This is a genomic window from Aerococcus mictus (assembly GCF_003286595.3).
In the GTDB taxonomy this organism is placed as follows: Bacteria; Bacillota; Bacilli; order Lactobacillales; family Aerococcaceae; genus Aerococcus; species Aerococcus mictus.
Genome location: NZ_CP132985.1, coordinates 203,550 through 222,547 on the forward strand (window position 1 = coordinate 203,550; position 18,998 = coordinate 222,547).

The 18,998-nt window shown below is 42.8% G+C and carries 19 protein-coding genes and 1 CRISPR repeat array; of the genes, 13 read left to right on the plus strand and 6 right to left on the minus strand.

From position 1 onward, the window contains the following. Positions 1-41: 41 nt before the first annotated feature. Positions 42-662, minus strand: coding sequence for a lipoprotein (locus tag DBT49_RS00945; RefSeq protein ID WP_070559591.1), 621 nt, complete (start codon positions 660-662; stop codon positions 42-44). Positions 663-885: 223 nt separating this feature from the next. On the opposite strand from DBT49_RS00945, the gene DBT49_RS00950 reads away from it, so the two are divergent. Then, entirely contained in the window at positions 886-2,199 is a 1,314-nt protein-coding gene (locus tag DBT49_RS00950; RefSeq protein ID WP_070559590.1) for a dicarboxylate/amino acid:cation symporter, read from the plus strand. 70 nt (positions 2,200-2,269) lie between these two features. Here the strand turns inward: DBT49_RS00950 and DBT49_RS00955 are convergent, their stop codons facing one another. Beyond that, complete coding sequence (locus DBT49_RS00955) at positions 2,270-2,710, minus strand: PH domain-containing protein (RefSeq protein WP_070559589.1); 441 nt, start codon at positions 2,708-2,710, stop codon at positions 2,270-2,272. 143 nt (positions 2,711-2,853) lie between these two features. Continuing rightward, positions 2,854-4,167, minus strand: a complete 1,314-nt coding sequence (brnQ, locus tag DBT49_RS00960) for a branched-chain amino acid transport system II carrier protein (RefSeq protein ID WP_070559588.1) — start codon at positions 4,165-4,167, stop codon at positions 2,854-2,856. A gap of 331 nt (positions 4,168-4,498) precedes the next feature. Between brnQ (DBT49_RS00960) and DBT49_RS00965 the strand changes: the two genes are divergently transcribed. After that, positions 4,499-5,203 (plus strand): DUF554 domain-containing protein, encoded by a 705-nt coding sequence (locus DBT49_RS00965; RefSeq protein ID WP_070559587.1) that lies wholly within the window; start codon positions 4,499-4,501, stop codon positions 5,201-5,203. Positions 5,204-5,273: 70 nt separating this feature from the next. On the opposite strand, the gene DBT49_RS00970 is transcribed toward DBT49_RS00965, so the two are convergent. After that, on the minus strand, positions 5,274-6,482 hold the full coding sequence (locus DBT49_RS00970; RefSeq protein WP_070559586.1) for a dicarboxylate/amino acid:cation symporter: 1,209 nt from the start codon (positions 6,480-6,482) through the stop codon (positions 5,274-5,276). 285 nt (positions 6,483-6,767) lie between these two features. Then, the gene (locus DBT49_RS00975) at positions 6,768-7,070 is read right to left on the minus strand and encodes a rhodanese-like domain-containing protein (RefSeq protein ID WP_060777622.1); all 303 of its coding nucleotides are present in this window, start codon (positions 7,068-7,070) and stop codon (positions 6,768-6,770) included. 301 nt (positions 7,071-7,371) lie between these two features. Here DBT49_RS00975 and DBT49_RS00980 point away from each other — a divergent pair, with 301 nt between their 5' ends. The 10 genes from DBT49_RS00980 (at position 7,372) to DBT49_RS01025 (ending at position 16,266) form a co-directional block, all read left to right on the plus strand. Then, positions 7,372-8,520: an NAD-dependent epimerase/dehydratase family protein gene (locus DBT49_RS00980; RefSeq protein WP_070559585.1), complete on the plus strand. Its 1,149-nt coding sequence runs from the start codon at positions 7,372-7,374 to the stop codon at positions 8,518-8,520. 4 nt (positions 8,521-8,524) lie between these two features. Beyond that, on the plus strand, positions 8,525-9,655 hold the full coding sequence (locus DBT49_RS00985) for a glycosyltransferase family 4 protein (RefSeq protein ID WP_111846164.1): 1,131 nt from the start codon (positions 8,525-8,527) through the stop codon (positions 9,653-9,655). A 50-nt stretch (positions 9,656-9,705) separates the two neighbouring features. Beyond that, on the plus strand, positions 9,706-11,031 hold the full coding sequence (locus DBT49_RS00990) for an HdeD family acid-resistance protein (protein ID WP_070559584.1): 1,326 nt from the start codon (positions 9,706-9,708) through the stop codon (positions 11,029-11,031). A gap of 98 nt (positions 11,032-11,129) precedes the next feature. Further along, positions 11,130-11,747 (plus strand): NUDIX hydrolase N-terminal domain-containing protein, encoded by a 618-nt coding sequence (locus DBT49_RS00995; protein ID WP_070559583.1) that lies wholly within the window; start codon positions 11,130-11,132, stop codon positions 11,745-11,747. A gap of 41 nt (positions 11,748-11,788) precedes the next feature. Then, entirely contained in the window at positions 11,789-12,091 is a 303-nt protein-coding gene (locus DBT49_RS01000) for a hypothetical protein (protein ID WP_070559582.1), read from the plus strand. Positions 12,092-12,186: 95 nt separating this feature from the next. Beyond that, a CRISPR array of direct repeats spans positions 12,187-12,519; the repeat unit is 28 nt; unit sequence CTTTTTCCCGCACACGCGGGGGTGATCC. 59 nt (positions 12,520-12,578) lie between these two features. After that, positions 12,579-12,761, plus strand: a complete 183-nt coding sequence (locus tag DBT49_RS01005; protein WP_070559581.1) for a plasmid mobilization protein — start codon at positions 12,579-12,581, stop codon at positions 12,759-12,761. Between the two features lie 243 nt (positions 12,762-13,004). After that, positions 13,005-13,718 (plus strand): hypothetical protein, encoded by a 714-nt coding sequence (locus tag DBT49_RS01010; protein WP_070559580.1) that lies wholly within the window; start codon positions 13,005-13,007, stop codon positions 13,716-13,718. An 18-nt stretch (positions 13,719-13,736) separates the two neighbouring features. After that, the gene (locus tag DBT49_RS01015; RefSeq protein ID WP_070559579.1) at positions 13,737-14,813 is read left to right on the plus strand and encodes a hypothetical protein; all 1,077 of its coding nucleotides are present in this window, start codon (positions 13,737-13,739) and stop codon (positions 14,811-14,813) included. A gap of 141 nt (positions 14,814-14,954) precedes the next feature. Further along, complete coding sequence (locus DBT49_RS01020) at positions 14,955-15,299, plus strand: hypothetical protein (protein WP_070559578.1); 345 nt, start codon at positions 14,955-14,957, stop codon at positions 15,297-15,299. A 109-nt stretch (positions 15,300-15,408) separates the two neighbouring features. Further along, positions 15,409-16,266: a glutathione S-transferase C-terminal domain-containing protein gene (locus DBT49_RS01025; protein ID WP_070559577.1), complete on the plus strand. Its 858-nt coding sequence runs from the start codon at positions 15,409-15,411 to the stop codon at positions 16,264-16,266. A 65-nt stretch (positions 16,267-16,331) separates the two neighbouring features. On the opposite strand, the gene brnQ (DBT49_RS01030) is transcribed toward DBT49_RS01025, so the two are convergent. After that, complete coding sequence (gene brnQ / locus DBT49_RS01030) at positions 16,332-17,681, minus strand: branched-chain amino acid transport system II carrier protein (protein ID WP_070559576.1); 1,350 nt, start codon at positions 17,679-17,681, stop codon at positions 16,332-16,334. A 250-nt stretch (positions 17,682-17,931) separates the two neighbouring features. Here brnQ (DBT49_RS01030) and DBT49_RS01035 point away from each other — a divergent pair, with 250 nt between their 5' ends. After that, positions 17,932-18,927 carry a D-2-hydroxyacid dehydrogenase gene (locus DBT49_RS01035; protein ID WP_070559575.1) on the plus strand — a complete coding sequence of 332 codons (996 nt, stop codon included), beginning with the start codon at positions 17,932-17,934 and terminating at the stop codon, positions 18,925-18,927. The last annotated feature ends 71 nt before the right edge of the window (positions 18,928-18,998 follow it).

An 18,998-nucleotide genomic window follows, 5' to 3' on the forward strand; every position in this document is an offset into this window, starting at 1 on the left:
AGCTGCTTAGGAGCGGCTGTTTAAGTGCTTTTTTATTGGCTTTAGAAATTAATTTCTAGAGGATTTGATGGGAGTTTTTGGAATTCGGGTTCGTTAATAAAGAGTTCCCAATTTAAAGTAATTCCTGAAATGTCAGTGTCTTTAATTTTTTCGAAGAACCCTGTATCGACCTTAGCTTTCGGTAGAGCAGTGTGGTCTCCAATAAGGTTTGTAGGTGAAATTTGTTCTCCAGAAGACGTTACGATTTTAGGCATACCAATATTATCAATTTGTGAATCAGTCTGATTATCAAAAGTATAGTTTACTTGAATAATTTTATCGCCATTTTGGTAGCCTGTCACATCATAGAGAGAGTCCTTTTCGATATCAGATAGTTCTACTATTTTTACAGCATTAACTGAAACAGAAATATTTTCAGCAATATCTTGCTGACCTTCTGGTTTATGGATTGCTAAAAGAGTTGCCTTAGCTCCATTTCTCGTGGTAAATTCTCCTACATTTTCAAGAGGAGCATTACCTACGTCCTTTAGATCCGTATCATTTTGTTTCTCTTGAACGGAAGTGGTTGCTGAATTAGATTGATCAGCTTCGGCGTTTTGGTCATTGGATTGACACCCTGCAAGTAATGCTAGACTTGTTAGGAATAACAGTGCTTTCTTCATATAAATACCCCATTTCTTAATAATTATTTTCATAGTATCATTAATGGTTATATAAAAGCTATAAATTACCAATAAAAAGTTATATATTTTGCGTAGGTATGAAAGGTTAGTCAAAATTTATGATCATAGACCATAAAAATTAAGGGCTTGTATCTGGCATAAAAAAATATATAATAGACCTATTGAAAATTACTTATTATAAGTAAGTGAAAGGGTGACATTGATGTTTGATTTATTGGCATTAATTACGATTCTATTATTATTCTTTGTCTTACGCTGGCAGGCGAGTCAGGGCAAATCCTTTACGGTGCGGGTATTGACCGCGACCTTTTTAGGAATCGGCGCTGGCTTGGTCTTTGCTGGTCATACGGCCTATGTGGGGGCGATTGGGACCATCTATGCTCATTTATTGAAGGCGATTGTGGTACCGGTCCTTTTCTTCTCCATTATCTCAACGGTTTCTTCATTAGGGAACCTAAAAACCTTAACCACAATTGGGGCTAAGACTATTGGCGTGCTTTCCTTGCACAATGTTTTAGCCTCAGTGACCACCATTGTTGTGGCTTTGACCTTAGGGGTAGGGCGTAACGCGCATATTGACCTCCCCAGCAATGTGGAAGTCAAGGAAGTTCCGACTCTCACACAAGCGGTGATTAATTTCTTCCCGCAAAATATTATTGAGGATGCAGCCAATAACCGGGTGATTCCCATTATTGTCTTTTCCTTATTTGTTGGGATTGCTATTCTGACTTATCAAAATAAGGCAGAAATTAAGGCCTTTACTGATTTTATCGATGCTGGCCACCAAGTGATCTTTAAGGTAGCGGCTTTGATTACCCGATTTACTCCCTATGCCGTTTTAGCGCTCTTAACGGACAAGGTCGGTGGTTTGAACTTAGCCTCTTTAGGGTCTTTATTATTAGCTTTAGCGACTCTCTACCTAGTCACTCTCTTCCATTCATCAGTGACCACTGGGGCAATTATTGGCCTCTTGGGTCGGCTGAATCCCTGGATCTATTTAAAACGTTTCTTCTCAGTGTGGATGATTGCTTTTTCGACCCAAAGTTCAGTAGGCTCGGTTCCTGCTAATGTTAGTGCCCAAAAGGAGATGGGGGTTCCAGAACATATCGCTTCCTTTACTTCTTCCATTGGGACTACCTTTGGCATGCCAGGCTGTGCCGCCGCTTGGCCGGTCCTCTTAGCTATCTTTACTATTAATGCTTTAGGGTTGGACTTTGGTCTACTTGATTATCTTTATATGGTGGTTGTTGCCCTCTTAGTATCAGCGGGGACAGTCGGCGTTCCCGGCACGGCGACCATAACCGCAACGGCTATGTTTACCGCTATTGGCCTACCGGTAGAAATGATTATTGTATTAACCCCAATTTCAGCCATTGCCGATATGGCTAGAACCGCAACCAACGTCACTGCTTCGGGGTCGACCGGACTTTTGGTTGCCCGCTTTGAAAAGGTCTTAAACCTTGACCAATACTATGACAATGATGGACAAGAAGGTAAGGCTTACGCAAATTCATAAGGAATAAGTCGAAAGTAAAAAGAGTGTGATTAGTCCACTTGGAATGGACTAGCCACACTCTTTTCTTTGATTATTGGTTAATCTCGCGTCGATTTTCTACGACTAGGTTACCTAAGAAGCGGTAGAGTGGCAAGATGTCAGTTTGCTTAGGAAATTCAAAGGTCAAGCTTTGGGTATCTTCCTCACGGGGACGGCGGTAAATGTTATTGAGATAAGTGATGGTGATTTCACTATCATCAAAGGCCAAGCCGGCACTCTCCATTTCTACATCAACGATATGGCTGAGGTAAAGGGAGCGGAAGGCAGTTTTCTTCCCGCTAGCGCCTTGTTTATCGACTAAGATGATTCGAATATTAGTAAAAATGATGGCGTCCCGGACCAATTGGTAGCCGGAATAAATTTCTTCATCTTTAAAGAGGAAGTCGCCATATTCTTCGTTGAGTTCTTGCTGGTCTTTCTGGGAAAAGTTTCCCAGGGCCCCTTGCATTAAGTTATTCAAATTAAAAGCCATCCAATCATACTCCTTCATAGATTATTTATCCCATCCTAACACAGTCCGTTCGCCAGAGGAAGAAATTGCCCTTTGCTGGATAAAAAGACCGCTAAGGCTTAGCAGATTGCAGCTAAACTTTAGCGGTCTTGATTAATGAAGTATTAATTGCTTGCTGACTCTTTATTTTTCATGGCAGCGTAGAGACTGAAGGCGCCAGCAACTAATAATGCTGGCAGAAGCCATTCTAATCCCAGCTGACTAAGAGGAAGCTGGTAAGTGAATTGGGCGAGTGGGCCAAAGAGGCTTTCGAGCACACCTAGCCCAGTGCCAGCCAAGGCTTGAACCAGTCCCACGGCCCCAGCGCCAATAACGGCTCCCGTATAGGTTAAGTCGTAGCTGATTTTTCGGTCAAAGACGGAGAAGAGAATCAGCACCATGAAAATAGGATAGATGGTGGTTAAGACAAAGGAAGCCAGGTAAATGATCTGGTTAGTTCCTAAGAGAGAAATCAAAAATTCAATGGCGACAGCTACCAGGGTGATGGCTTGGTAGGACCAACGTCCCTTGGAGACTTCCACAAAGAAGTTACTAAAGGCTGAGGTGAGCCCAATTGCGGTGGTTAAACAAGCGAGGGCGACACAAATTCCCATAATTAAGTGCCCCCATTGTCCTAGGATCGCGGTTACCGTGCCATTGAAACTGGCCGTGCGGTCGATATTCGCGCCCATCAAGCTGGAAACCGTTGAACCAGCGTAAGTCAGGGAGAGGTAAACCACAGCTAAGAGAACAAAGGCAACCAGTCCGACTAAGGCGCCGGCCTTGATCTGGGTCTTCTTGTCACTGTAGCCGCGTGCCCTTAATTCTGACATGACGATGCTTGCCATTAAAGAGGCTCCTAGAGCATCCATGGTTTGATAGCCTTCTTTAAAGCCATAGGCGAAAGGTTGGCTAATTTGACTGGGAGCTGCAGCTGCTGGCGGATTGAATAGGGTAACCAGGACCAAGAAAAAGAGAATAATTAAGATCCCGGGGGTAAGGTATTTACCGATATTATTAATTACTTTACTTGGATTTAAGGCTAGATAAGCGGTCAAAGCAAAGAAAACCAGGCTGCTTAGCCAAATCGGAATATTGGGCCAGAGCGACTGGATAAAGACCTCATGGGTGGTTGCTCCAGTCCGCGGTACTGAAAAGAGGGGGCCGATTAAGATAATAGCGATTCCGGCTAGGACAGTCCCGAATTGAGGGTGGATCCGCTTACCCAGGTCGTTAGCCCGGCCTCCCAGGTAGATGGTAACTAAGACCCCTAAAATCGGAAAGAAAGGGTCTGAGGTGAGAAAGCCTAGGGCAGCACTCAGCCAACTTTCCCCACTGACGATCCCTAAGTAAGGGGGAAAGATTAAATTCCCAGCGCCAAAAAAGATCGCAAAGAGGGCAAAGCCGATAATTAAAATGTCTTTGGTTTTTATTGTCATGATCATTTCTCTTTCTATCTATTTCGTGCTTATTTTTCTCTATAATCAAATCAATAGGACATATAATAGCATAAAATTGTTCCCTTGCGACAAGGGAATCAGTAAGCTGGGCAAGTTTTTATAAGAAATCAGTAGATTCAAAAGTTTACTTAGTCGGGCTTTGTTTTTATAAGTCAGACAAAAAACTGACCCAAATATTTGCCTAAAGGACTTGTCAACTGGAGGCGATTTGTTTATATTGGCTAGTAATGATTAATCGTGTCTGAATAGAAAGGGGTTTTTAGTCCAGGCAGATTGTTGGGACAATGATAGGGAGAAAGGAAGAAAGTTTATGGCAATAACGGGCGCATTGGTGAATGCTGGCTTAATTTTACTAGCTGGTGTCTTGGGAAGGTTCTTTGGGCATTTTATCCAGGATGATTTGGCTAAGGCCATTAATCAGGTCTTGGGTCTGTCGGTGGTTTTGATTGCTATTCAAGGCGCCTTGACCACAAAGAGTATTATCGTCGTAATTTTATCCATGGTGGTGGGGGTCATTATAGGCCAGCTGATGGATATTGATGGCCGGCTTAACCGCTGGGGCAATCGGATTCAAAGTCGACTTGCAGGTCCAGACCCTGAGTCGCAATTTGCGGAAGGCTTAGTCACAGCGATTTTGATTACTTGTGTCGGTGCCATGGGGATTGTAGGAGCCATCCAATCTGGCCTATACCATGACCATGCCACCTTATTTGCGAAATCGATTTTGGACTTTATTATTGTCCTTATTCTTGGGGCAACCTATGGGATGAGTCCAGCCTTTGCCAGTCTACCGATTCTCTGTTATGAAGGGGGCATTGCTCTCTTAGCTCAGTGGCTAGCCCCTTACTTGCCGGAAGCCTCCCTCAATGAGTTATCAGCAGTTGGGTCTCTTCTGATCGGGGTGATTGGCCTTAGTCTTTTTGAGGTCAAAGATTTCAAAGTCTCGAACATGTTGCCAGCTACCTTCATCCCCCTGATCCTGGTTCCGCTCTTTCAATATTTGGGCTTATATTAAATAAAAATGCTTCCGCAGCTGGAGTGCTAAGCGGAAGCATTTTTTTATATTTCAAATGTCTTATGACAAATTATTGGTCACTGGACTTAATTTTTTCCTGGTAGATTTTATCGATAAAGACGGCGATGGCATTGTCTCCAGACACATTAGCGGCAGTTCCAAAGCTATCTTGGGTAATATATAGGGATATCATAATTTGTTGCATGGCCTGGCTGGCAATCCCAATCATGGGTAGGAAAGGTAGAGCAGACATAATCGCCCCCCCAGGAGTTCCTGGAGCAGCTACCATAGCAACCCCTAACATTAAGATAAAGCCGAGCATCATCAAGAAGCCATGAGGCATATCATAAATTAATAACAGGGTCGTTGCGCAGGAAGTGATGGTGATAATCGATCCTGCTAAATGAATAGTCGCACAGAGTGGCACTACAAAGTTAGCGATCCCTTCAGAAACGCCATTCTTTAAAGCGCATTTAACATTGACTGGAATGGTGGCGGCTGAGGATTGAGTTCCTAGGGCAGTCATGTAGCCAGGAATTTGGTTTTTGATGAGTTCGATCGGATTCTTGCCGGCATAGCTGCCAAAGACAAAGAAGAGGAAAGTAATGTACAGTAAATGCATAATCAACACGCAGATAAAGACCTTCCAAAAGACATTTAAAATCGCGAAGACCGTCCCCGTGTAGGCCAAGTTGGCAATATTACCAAAGATGTAAACCGGTAGGAGGGGGACAATAATGGTAGCGAGCACTTGACTGATGATTCCACCGAAGTCACTGAAGGCTTCATAGAGGACTTTCCCGCGACCGTGTTGGCGTAACCAGGAAATTCCCAGCCCCATCATAAAGGCAAAAATAATCGCTCCCGTCACATCAAAGAAAGGTTCTAAGGGAATGGTAAATAAGGGCTTGATCCCCTCACCGGCTTGACTGAGTTGGTCAACCAGGTCGGAAGTAATGAAGAGAGGGAAGAGGTTGCTGGCAACCAGATAGGCTAGTAACCCACCAATGACAGTCGAAATATAAGAGGTTAAGACCGTTATCCCCAGTAATTTCCCTGCCCCGTGGCTCAAGTCAGCAATCCCTTGGACCACAAAACCGATGATCATAAAGGGAATCACAAAGCTGAGGAAGTCAGAAAAAATCGTAGTGAAAGTTGCAAAAATCTGCAGTACAAATTCGGGAACAATTGGTAGACGGCCCACAATAATTCCTAAAATAATCGCTAAAATAATACGAGGAACCAAACCAATTTTCCGTTTTTCAAGACGCTTGGTCATAATCATGCTCCATTCTAAAAAATTTATTAAGCTTGATCGCCTGATATAATAACTATCCTACCAAACTTCATTCAAATTTGGTATAGGCTTTTTTGCGATTTTATAGGATAAGTTAAATTTTTATAAATACTTTTTAGTTTAGAATAATGCAATCTTTTATTTCTTAAAGTATCGTAAAAAAACGTCGCCTGATGAGTCCCTGTTTCCTAAACTTCCCATAGAAAAAAGCCATGATAGCTGGAAGGCTAACATGGCTTTTTTCGCTTATATTATGACTTTATTGATTTAAGCTTTTTCCAGTTCTCCTGGGTAGTCTGGAACGCCTTTTTCAACGTTGGTGACATCAAAACCGTTCTCATCTAAAATTTCGCTGGCCTTTTTGGAGCCTTTGCCATCATGGCAAATCGCATAGTAATGCTTGTCTTTGTCTAATTCATCAAGATGGTCTTCGATTTGTGAAAGAGGAAAATGTTTGGCTCCAGGCACGTGACCTTCTTCATAGAGTTCGCGTGGACGAACGTCTAAAATGTTAAGATCATCTTCATTCTCGACAATTTTATGAAATTCTTCAATAGTAACTTCTTTCATATTCTGTACCTCCTCTTAACTATATAACACACTAACTAAGTATAGAATACCAAACTTAGCTATACATATAAACTATTTAGCCTCTGTTAGCTGCCTTTCACTAAGTCTTCATAAAAATTTGGTGACTTATATGGAAGAAAGGGCAGCATTTAGCCTGTGTAAAGAGGAATTTCTAAGAGCTAGCTGGATAGCCTATAAAAATCCTTATCATATTTTTTTGAAAAGTAAAATCGTCATGTTATATTTAGCGTAAAGGATTTATATTATTTAAAAAAATTATTCATGATGGAGGAATGTTTTTATGAGAATCATCGTAGCAGGCGGAGACGGATTTTGTGGTTGGCCTACCGCCTTATATCTATCCAAACAGGGTCATGATGTGGCGATTGTCGATAATTTAGTGCGTCGGCAATACGATAAGGAGCTCAACTCCAATTCCATCACGCCCATTGCCTCCCTCAACGAACGTGTTGACAAATGGAAAGAATTAACCGGTAAAGCTATTACTGTTTACCAAGGCGACTTAAATCACTATGACTTTCTTTCCATTGTCTTTAAAGAATTTAAACCTCAAGCTTTTGTTCACTATGCAGAACAACGCTCTGCCCCTTATTCCATGATTGACCGGGAACACGCCCGCTATACCCAAGCTAATAATGTCTTAGGAAACCTCAATGTCCTCTTTGCTATCCATGACTATGCCCCAGATTGCCACCTGATTAAATTAGGTACTATGGGAGAGTACGGGACGCCAAATATCGACATCGAAGAAGGCTGGTTAGAAGTTGAACATAAGGGCCGCACTGACCGCATGCTTTATCCTAAGAAGCCAGGCTCTTTCTATCATTTAACCAAGGTGCATGATTCTCATAATATTGAATTTGCCTGCCGGTCATGGGGGATTCGGGCAACTGACTTAAACCAAGGAGTGGTTTATGGGGTCAATACCCAAGAAACCGCTATGGATCCCGTTCTTTACAACCGCTTTGACTATGATGGTATCTTCGGGACAGTCTTTAACCGTTTTGTGGTCCAAACGGCCAATGGCTTACCAATGTCGGTTTATGGTAAGGGTGGTCAAACTCGGGGCTTCATCAATATTGAAGATACTGTTCGCTGTATTGAAATTGCCGCTCTTAATCCTGCTGAACGGGGAGAATTCCGCGTCTTTAACCAAATGACTGAACAATTCTCAGTCATGGATATGGCTCATAAGGTAGAAAAAGTGGCCCAAGAAATGGGCTTAAATCCTGTCATTAACCATGTCGATAACCCTCGAGTGGAAGAAGAAGAACATTATTTCAATGCGGTAATGACTGAGTTGAAAGACCTAGGCTTGGATCCACACTACTTAACCGATGAAGTGACCAAGAACCTGCTGGAACTGGCCATGGAGAATAAGGACCGTGCTCACCAAGAAGTGATCATGAATTCACCTTCCTGGAAATAATGCCATGAAGATCGTTATAATCACGGAAACCTTTTTGCCGGCAACGGATGGGGTGGTGACCCGTTTAACCCATGCCATTGATTATATGTTGGATTGTGGTCATGAGGTGGTAATTTATGCTCCAGAGATGGAGGATATGCCCATACAATACAAGGAGGCTTTGATTATTCCTTTTAAAGCGGTCTGGTTTCCCTTCTATCGTTACCGGCCCTGGGCCATTCCAACCACTGATATTCAAAAGCAGTTAGCTATTGATGAGCCGGATATTGTGCATTCGGTTAATCCAGTAGGCTTCGCTGCTGCCGGAATCCACTACGCGGTCAAGATGGACATCCCTTTGGTGGCGAGTTTCCATACCAACGTTCCCCAATATCTCTCTTATTATCATTTGGATGTGTTGTCTCCAGTCATCTGGTCTTATTTGCGCCACTGGCATAATTTAGCCGCGGCGAATATGGTGACCAGTCAGGCCATGTATGATTTACTGGCTGACAATGCTATTGAGAACTTGGTCATTTTGCCTAAGGGAGTGGACCTTGACCAACGTGATCCTAAATTTTATTCAGAGCACATGCGGGAGCGTTTGACGGCTGACCCCAAGCGGGACAAATTATTGCTCTTTGTGGGCCGGGTTGCTGCGGAAAAGGAGATCGATAGCTTACTCCCTTGGTTAGAGCAACGTGATGATGTTAACTTAGCTATTGTAGGTGATGGCCCAGAAAAAGAAGCCTTGGAGGAAAAATTTGCCCATCTACCGGTGACTTTTACCGGTTTCTTGCATGGCGAAGAACTGTCAGCAGCCTATGCCAGTGCGGATGCCTTTATCTTTCCCTCGGTTAGTGAAACCTTGGGCCTAGTGATTACTGAAGCCATGGCTTCGGGACTGCCAGTGATTGCTGCTGAATCAGCTCCAACTAAGGAACAAATTAAGCACTTAGAAAATGGACTCATTTATCAACAAGGGGATAAGGAATCCTTAGACCAATGCTTGGCGCTCTTAGACCAAGAAGAGGTCGTAAAAAATATTGTAGCTAAGGGGCAAGACTACGCCCAGCAGTTTTCCTGGGAAAATGCTTCCCGGGCCATGGTGGCTGTCTATGAGTCTGCCTTAGAAAAACAGAAAAAAGTAGAGTAAGGACACTCTAATTAAGGTCGAAATAATTGTAAGGAGAAGGCGGTGGCAGTGTGAAAGAAAATAAATGGGAGTTTTCTCAGCTGATCTCGGGAATTCTTTGGATATTAGCCGGGACCGCCTTTATCTTGTGGCAGGGACAGGCTTTATTAGGCTTGAATAGTTTGGTGGCTTGGGTCATTGGCTTACAAGGGATTTTTCGTATATTAGCCCAAGTGTTTTTTGACAAGAATGCTGGTGGGGCCAAGAACCGTATTTTTCAGCTCTTTGTTGCTTTAGGACAGGTTGTCGTCGCTTTTATTATGCTGTCTTTCCCTATTTCATCGACCTACTTTTTGATGCGGGTGATTGGGATTTACCAACTATTAATGGGCTTGGTGTCCTTTGTAAGTTACTGCTTAATGCGGCTCGACCATGTGCCTGGCCGACTTAAGCGGCTCTTATTTGCCTTGGTCCATTTGATTTTTGCTTTGGCGAGTTTGTTTTTGCCTATCCAAGACCATAATGTCCTCTTCTGGTTAGGCCTTTACCTGGTCTTCATTGGACTGACTTATATCTCTGATGCTAGGACCAGCTTGCCGAGTCGAAGTCAAGATCAGAAGATTAAGCGGCGCTTTCGTTTTCCAGTGTCTATTGTGTTTAACCTATTAGAGCCTAATCGTTTGGCCAATAAGTTAAATCATTTTATCCGTCAAGAGGTAGAAGATGAGCTGGCCTTTGGTACGGCTTATCAGGATTATATGGAAGAAAATGAGACTGGTGCGGTTGATAGCCTGCAAGTCTTGGTCCAAACCTCCAATGCCCATCTAGACTTGATCGGTCATTTAAATATTGCCTACCATGGAACGGTTTATTCTTATGGTAATCACGACGTCGATTCGGGGCACTTGTTTCGTTCAATTGGGGACGGCGTCTTATGTAAGATCGACCACCAAAAAAGCATTGAGTTTGAATTGGCCAATGGGATTACGATTTTTGAATATGATATTCAATTAAACCAGCGTCAAAAGGAAGCTTTGGAAGCCAAATTAGCTCAAATCGATGACTTACTCATTCCCTGGTCACCGAAAACTGAGAGTCAGTGGGATTCCTTTGGCGGACGCTTAAAACGCGCCACCGATTGCGACATGTTTAAGTTTAAAGCCGGCCAGTATAAGACTTATTTTGTCTTTGGGAGTAATTGTGTCCTCTTCTGTGATGAAATTATTGGTTCTATTGGCTTGGACCAATTTCTGATGGTGGGAGTGATGACTCCGGGGACCTATTTTGACTATTTTAATAAGCAATATGAGAAAGGCTCCACACCGGTCATTAATCGGAGAATTTATTCCACTGACTTATTGCAATTTACCCAGCTAGATAAATTGAAAGATCGATAAATCAGTCTAGAGAGACAAACAAGCTAAGCCTTAGGGCCCGGCTTGTTTTTTAATGCTTGAATCGCTAAGCTTAAGGGAGTAGAGAAAGGGTGGCATGTATGGAAGAAGATAAATTAGTTGAGATTGCTATCGAATTACAAAGTATTGCCCAGGCCGGCTTGCATTACGGGCGGGATGATTTCGACCGGGAACGTTATCAAAGGATTCGCGATATTGCGGCAGAGATTATGGCTGAGAAAGCTCAGCTCAATTGGCAAGAAGTCCAAGACCTCTTTTGTGGGGATGAGGGTTATCAAACCCCGAAAGTGGATACTCGGGCAGCTATTATCCAAGATGATGAGATTTTATTAGTGAAGGAACGCAATGGTCTATGGTCCTTACCTGGCGGCTGGTGTGAGATGAATATGTCTCCCATGGAAAATACCATCAAGGAGGCCCAGGAAGAAGCTGGGCGTAAGGTGAGGGTGAAGTCGGTCATCGCTGTCCAAGACCGCGACAAACATAACCAACCGCCTTATGCTTATAGCATTGTAAAAATATTTTATCTGTGTGAGGACTTGGGTGGTCATTACCAAGAGAATATTGAAACCAGTGCCAGTCAGTATTTTAAAGCCGACCAATTGCCGGAACTGGACCCAGAACGAACTACCGCAGAACAAATTGCTATGTGTTTTCAAGCTTACCAAAGTGAGAACTGGCAGACCCAGTTTGATTAATTCAGAGAGAATATAGTTGAAGTAAGAAGGGAGTGAGGGGAATGATGCCTTATAAAAATCCTAGTCCAGGTAAGATTAAAAACGCCCACCCACTCTTAGTGACTTGTATGCAGTGTAAACATGATCTCTGTGTTTACTGGAAGGTTGGCCGTGGTAATCTGATCAAATTACAAATTTACCGGATTATTGAGTCAGCGTATGACTTTGGCCGGCGTGACAATGCCTTATTATGTCCGTACTGTCAGGAACAGCTGGGCTCCTTGAGTGAACATAAGGGCCGGCCGTGTTATTTCTTGCATCGGGGGCGAGTACAGACCAAACGTTTGCAGCGTTATAAATGCTAGCCAAAACTGTTGTCTTTTTGTTATGATAAAATAAAAGTAAATGAAATTGGGTAGGTTAGGAATTACAAAGCTTGAAGTTATAGGGATCTTTTAGTCTTTTTCCCGCACACGCGGGGGTGATCCTATTAGAAAGGAATTAAGGAATGACACCAGGAGCTTTTTCCCGCACACGCGGGGGTGATCCTATATGGTGACGATGTATTAGTTTTCAGTAAAGCTTTTTCCCGCACACGCGGGGGTGATCCCTATGAAACATGGAACGTTATGATGTGGATTTACTTTTTCCCGCACACGCGGGGGTGATCCTGAATTACCTATTAACTCTTGAAAACCAATACGCTTTTTCCCGCACACGCGGGGGTGATCCGGACCGCTAAGATCCCCATTTTGCAATACCTTACTTTTTCCCGCACACGCGGGGGTGGTAATCGAAATGGTGCTTTACTTACAAGCGTATTATATGATGATAGAAAGTAGGTAAGAATTAATGACAGAAGATAAGAAAAGACCTCGTGGCCGCCCAGCAACAGGGCGGAAGCGCTATAAAACTTTGAATATGAAATTCACGGAAGAAGAAAGAATGTACTTAAAAAATCAAGCAAAAATACATGATCTTACCTTATCTGACTATTTTCTAACAATAGCCAAGGAATATGAAAAGAAGCATTAGCTGTTAGATTTTTCCGCGCTTATTTGGAAATTGATAAAATTTGATTCAATAGAGGCTTTAAAGAAGTCTCTTTTTTATTAGGCTTGATCATTTTTTCTTTTGAAATCTTCAGCTCCAATTATCCAAGCTTAGTAATGAACATGCTATAATATAAAAGTAAAATAAGTTTATCATCCTTTCCTGTGCTAGGGAGGAGATTTAAAGCAAATAGGCATCATTGTAAACTTTAGGAGGTAGTAGCTTATGGCTGAATCTACTCGGAGTGTTTTCATATCTGGGTCGAGAACGCAAAACCAATTATCCCAAGAAGTACTAGATTCTATTGACACAATTATTGACCAAGGCATAAAGATTAACCTAGGGGATTCCAACAAGGGGGTCGATAAGGAGGTGGCTGACTTACTTCGACTCGAAAATTATCAGGCGGTTGAAATCTTCACCATTAATCAAAAGCCACGGATTGCCATTGAAAAGGACTGGAAGGTCCGCTATGTTCATCCTGATGACAAACTTAATGGCCAAGAGCAACAAATGATGAAAGACCGGCAAATGGTCAATGACTCCCATTGGGGCTTAGCGATTTTTGACCCTATCAAGAAGAACCGTTTTGGCGCCCTGCAGGTTTCTTCCGGCACCCTAAGGAACACGATTCAGATGCTCTTGCAAGGCAAGTCGGTGAAGTTTTTTTATGTCTTTGAGAATGCTATGCGCTATCACAATTTAAAGGGCCAGGACGGGCTCATGCAATTAGAAACATTGATTAATAGCTACCAAGAGGAGAAATTGACTGGAGAAGAAACAGACTTAATTCTCTCCTCTCGCGGTGTAAATACAAACGACCATCCCGCTACAATCAAGCGCAATAAAATTTTTAGCAAATTTACTAATTTATTACAAAGCGAACTTCAATTGACGGATAGTGAAGATTCTGATTTTCAACAAACGACGCTTTTTTAGTCTAGAAAGGCTACCATTATGACAGTGAATCAAGCAGAAAAACTAAAGCATATTCATCCCATTGAAGAAATTACCGATTTTGAGGCTTATTATCTGGATTGGTATAAGGACAAAATCATTGAGGATAGAGGTCCAGAGCATACCGACATTGGCAAGTGCGTTTATCAATTAAAATATGTATATACGCCGCAAATGTGTCAGCCCTATAGTGATTTACCCAACTGGCTGGAGGAAGCTTATATGGAAGAGTTAATCAAATTAGCGGATTTTGTCGTCCAAGGGCTTAAAGAAATTGACCTTGCCTTTGATTTCATTATTCCGGCTCCTTCTTTCAATCCGAGGACAGAATTTAATCCTCATGGGCAAGTGAAATTTATCTATGATTTAGTCAATGTTCTCTCTGCAAAATTAGGACTTCCCTACCACAAACGCTGTCTCTTTAAAAAAGATAATGTGACGGCAAAAGATAGCATCGTCAGCAGTGAAAATTTCGCAGCAAGCAGTATTCGACTCCCTAAAAATTTTTCCAGCCATTCAAGAACTGGTTCAGCGCAACCGATTGGCTTAGTGATTGATGATCTCTTTGAAAGAGGGGACACGGCTAAGATTTCGCTGGGGTTGTTAAAGGCGAAGAACCCGGGAATGCAATTTAAATTTTTATCCTGTACTAAGAATAAATACCATGGCCTAGGGAAGAAGGTTCAAGTGAAAATCTCTTCTTTCCAAGAGTTTACCGCAAAAAATGACAGTCAATTTATTAAATTAAAAGTTGTTTCTCCTGGCGAATTTCAGGGCAAGATAGTCCGTGTATTTTCTGATAATGCGGGTTATGACATCTTTAAAGAACAGCTGGTAAAACATAATACAAATCCCTATAATAATATCTCTTTCCCAGTTGACCCGACCTTTAATATCAAGATTAAGGAAGGAAAGGGTGGCTATATCGACTTTTTTGGCCTCTTAGATAGTCCCCAAGAGCCAAGCAATCAACCCCTTGACCTTGCCCCACACGTTGATTTTAATCCTGCCCCTAACTTTGATCCTTCCCCTGTTCCTGACCCGGATCCCTATTTTGACTTTGACCTACCTTTTTAGTAAAGGACAAGAGTTCGCTAGTTCGTTGATAGTGAGCTCTTTTTTATTGCTTTAGGGCTCTGTCAATTAGGCTTTTATTACTATAAAAGTACCGGATTTAGTATAATTAAACTGAATAAGTAAACGAAGGCGGTGGAGCTCATGGAAGAGGATTCTAATCATTTTCAAAAGCGCAGGCACTTTATCCGCTCGCTGTGGCAGAGAGACCGATATTTCTGTCTGGCGGCAATCATCTTAGAAATTGTCTTTGTAGTGATTATGGTAGAATTTACAGTCAATCCTTCCTGGTCGATTACCCTAGTTTTTCTATTTTTAATTTGGCTGCTTTTAACTGCTTTTGTCAATGGTTCCTTACTAGTGCGGAATGCGCCTAAAGGGCACTATTGGCACCGGGTGGGCAACATCTTGATAGAAAAATCCATTGAAGCCCTTTTGGTGGGCTTAGTGGCTGCAGGAGCGATTATGATTTTAACGATGGCTAGTTAAGTAAACTTAGTAAAAAATATCGTCTTGAGCGGGAAACTATTATCAGTTTTGTCCCTCTTATATAATAAGAGAGTAAGAAGACGTGAATTTAACCAAGAGGAGGGCTTTTATGACAACCGTTTATGCCAAAGATTATGATTATCCTGCTGAGAGTGGTCGCTATCAGTTAGTGATTTCCCAGTCTTGTCCCTTTGCCCAAAGAACCGATATTGTGCGCTCTTTGTTAGGATTGGAGCAAGTGATCGGAAAATCAGTCACCTCACCGATTAAGACAGATAAAATTTGGGACTTTTCCAACCAAGCAGGTAATAAAGATGCTGTCTTAGGAGTGGAATATTTAAGTGAGCTTTATCATAATACTGATCCCGATTATGATGGGCCTTATTCAGTGCCGGCCTTAGTTGACTTGACCACTAAAAAGGTGGTCAACCAAGAATCTTTAGATATTATCAAAGATTTTGCTTGTCGTTTTAAGGCCCTAGGGACGGGTCAAGTGGAGGACTTATATCCCCAAGACCAAGCCCAAGCAATTGACCAAAGCTTTGACTGGATTGGCGCTGATCTCATTGGAGCTCCAGCGAAGGCCCACCAAGCCAATAATCAGGCAGAATACGAACAATATGCCGACCAATTCTTTGACCGACTAACAGAAATCGACCAGGTCTTAGCTGACCAGGATTATTTAGTGGGCGACCACTTGACCCTAGCGGATGTGGTTCTCTACACCCCCTTAGTTCGTTTTGATACCACTTATTACACGGCCTTTCAGGTCAATAAGTACCGCTTAAGTGACTTCCCCAATTTATGGAGTCATTTACAGAAATTACACCAAATTCCTGCCTTCCAGCAATCGACTAACTTTCAAGCCATCAAGGAAGGTACCTACCTGGGTAAGAATGGGCGCGATTCCTTTGGTAAAGAAATTCTCCCCCAAGGGCCAGTTTTGGATATGTGGGAAGTGAAATAAGGCATTCATGACCATAAGAAAATAGCGCATCTCGCCTCTACGTAAAGGTCAGATGCGCTATTTTTTTACTGTTTGCTTTTACTTATCTTTTGCCCTATTAAACAAAGAACAATGGTTAACGTAGCTGGGAGGAGCCAGGCGAAGCCGAGGTCGAAGAAGGGCAGGTAATGACTGGCCCATTGAGTTAGACTACTTCCCAGGGCGCTTTGGCTAATAAAATCAGGCGAAGCCTTGATAAAGTCTAAGCAGGCTGGGATGAAGGTCACCGCCATAGAAATTTGGTAGAGAGCGGGACTTTGCCAGCGATTGGGCAGCAGACTGAGTAAGATTAACACACAAGCCAAAGGATAAAGTAACATCAATACTGGCAGGGATAGGGATAGAATCGCTTCAAAACCGATATTGGCCACCAGAAAGGCTAATAGGCAGGCGATAATGGTCCAGTGATGTTGCTTGAGATTAAAAAAGTGAAATTTAGCAAAGGTTTCTGCTAGAGCTACCACTAAGCCAATGGCGGTCTTTAAACAAGCGACGGTGATCATCACTGCCAAGAGGACCTGCCCCGCTAAACCAAAATAGTGACGGGTAATCAGCGACAAAGCCTGGCCACCGTTTACGGATAGGGGGATAAATTGTAAGCTGTGGGTGCCAAGTAAGGCTAGGGCAATATAGATGAAAGCCATTAAGAGAATACTTAGGCTGCCCGACGTCATCACTTCTCGGGAGATTTGCCGAGGTTGTTGAATGCCAAATTCACGAATCGATTGAATAATAATAATCCCAAAGGCTAGCCCGGCTAAGCTATCCATGGTGTTATAACCTTCTAATAAACCCATGGCTAAAGGGGCCATCTGGTAGGCTGGGGTAGGATAGAGCACCTGGCGAAAGCTACCCGTGTCAAATAGGGCTCTAATTAAGATTACTGCCAACAAGATGAGAAAGGCTGGGGTTAAGTATTTTCCCACCCATTCAATGATCTTGGAAGAGCGTAAACTAAAGAAAAGGACCAAAAGGAAGAAGAGCGCCGAATATAGGAACAGGGCGGGAGTTTCTAAGTGGTCAGGGACAAAATCAGTGATGCCGACCTCGTAGGACACGGTGGCTAAACGCGGTGTGGCAAAGAGTGGCCCAATGGTAAGGTAGAGGGCAATGGTAAAGAAATAGGCAAAGGGGCGGTTGACCTTATTGGCGATTTGGAAGACAGATTCCGTTTCCGAAAAGCCCATGGCCGCAATGGCGAGTAAGGGTAAGCCGACCGCCGTAATATTAAAACCGGTCACGGCCAGTCCCACATTGCCAGCGGCTTGTTGACCTAAGGAGACGGGAAAGATAATATTACCGGCTCCAAAAAAAAGGCCAAAGAGCATGAGAGCGATGATCAGCCGCTCTTTCCAATTTAAAGCAATTTTAGACATAGATAATTCCTCGTTTCTAACATTGAGGATTATAGCATTAAAGCCACTTGGCTGAACAGTAAGAAAGTACAAAATCCTGAGATAATTGCTATATTGCGCTTGAAGATTAGTGCTAGTGGAGTTTGAGTATATTGGATCATTTCTGTTTTTGTTTGAAAGAGCTCAATGTGGAATTGGTTTTGGAAGAAGTTATTATAGCCAAAGCCTAATTTTCATAGTACTATTATTAAAAAGTGAAAGAGGCGATTTTATGACTAAAATTATTGTTTATGCTGTGACTGCTGAAGAGAAACCTTTGGTAGAAGCCTGGGCTAGTCGTCATCAAGTTGAGGTGAAACTGGTAACAGAAGAGTTGACAGTGGATACGGTGGACTTAGCGGCAGGTTTTGACGGAGTATCGACTTCTCAAGTGCCTCGGATTGAAGAACCGATTTTTTCGCGTTTACATGACTTAGGTATCAAACAAATCGCCCAACGTTCAGCAGGTGTGGATATGTATGACTTAGACCAAGCCAAGGAAAATGGTATTATTATTACTAATGTCCCTACCTATTCCCCGGTTTCTATTGCAGAATACACCTTGGGGACAATTATTTATTTAAACCGCCGTTTGAATAATATTCTGCCGCGGACCAAAGCCCACAATTTCTCGCGGTCTCCTGAGGTACGCGGTCGGGTCTTAAAAGACTTAACCCTCGCGGTCATTGGGGCTGGACATATTGGGAAAGAATTAGCCCGTATTTATTCCGGTCTAGGTGGTAAGGTTGTGGCCTATGATATTGCCCCTGACCCAGCGGCTGAAAAATATTTAAGCTTTGTTGATTCGGTCGAAGAAGCGGTAGCTCAAGCAGATATTGTCAGCTTGCATATGCCATTAACCAAGGATAATCATCATATGTTTGATGCTGACCTATTGGCTCAATGTAAGGAAGGCACCATTCTGGTTAACAATGGTCGGGGCGCTTTAGTCGATACTGATGCCTTGTTAGCAGCTATTGATTCCGGCCATATTGCTTCAGCAGCTTTGGATACCTATGAGTCTGAAGGACCTTACGTCTTCAAGGATTGGAGCGATAAAACTGTTGAAGATGAACGGCTAAAAACGCTGATTAACCATCCTAAGATTCTCTACACCCCTCACTTGGCTTACTACACCGATGACGCCATTAAGGCCCTAGTGGATGGCGGTTTAGATAGTGCCCTTGAAGTCATTGAAACTGGGGACGCCAAGAATCGGGTCAATTAATCCGAGTTAATCACTCACAAAATTGAGCGACAATAACCTCTGCAGGTGAAGACTGACTTGCAGGGGTTTTT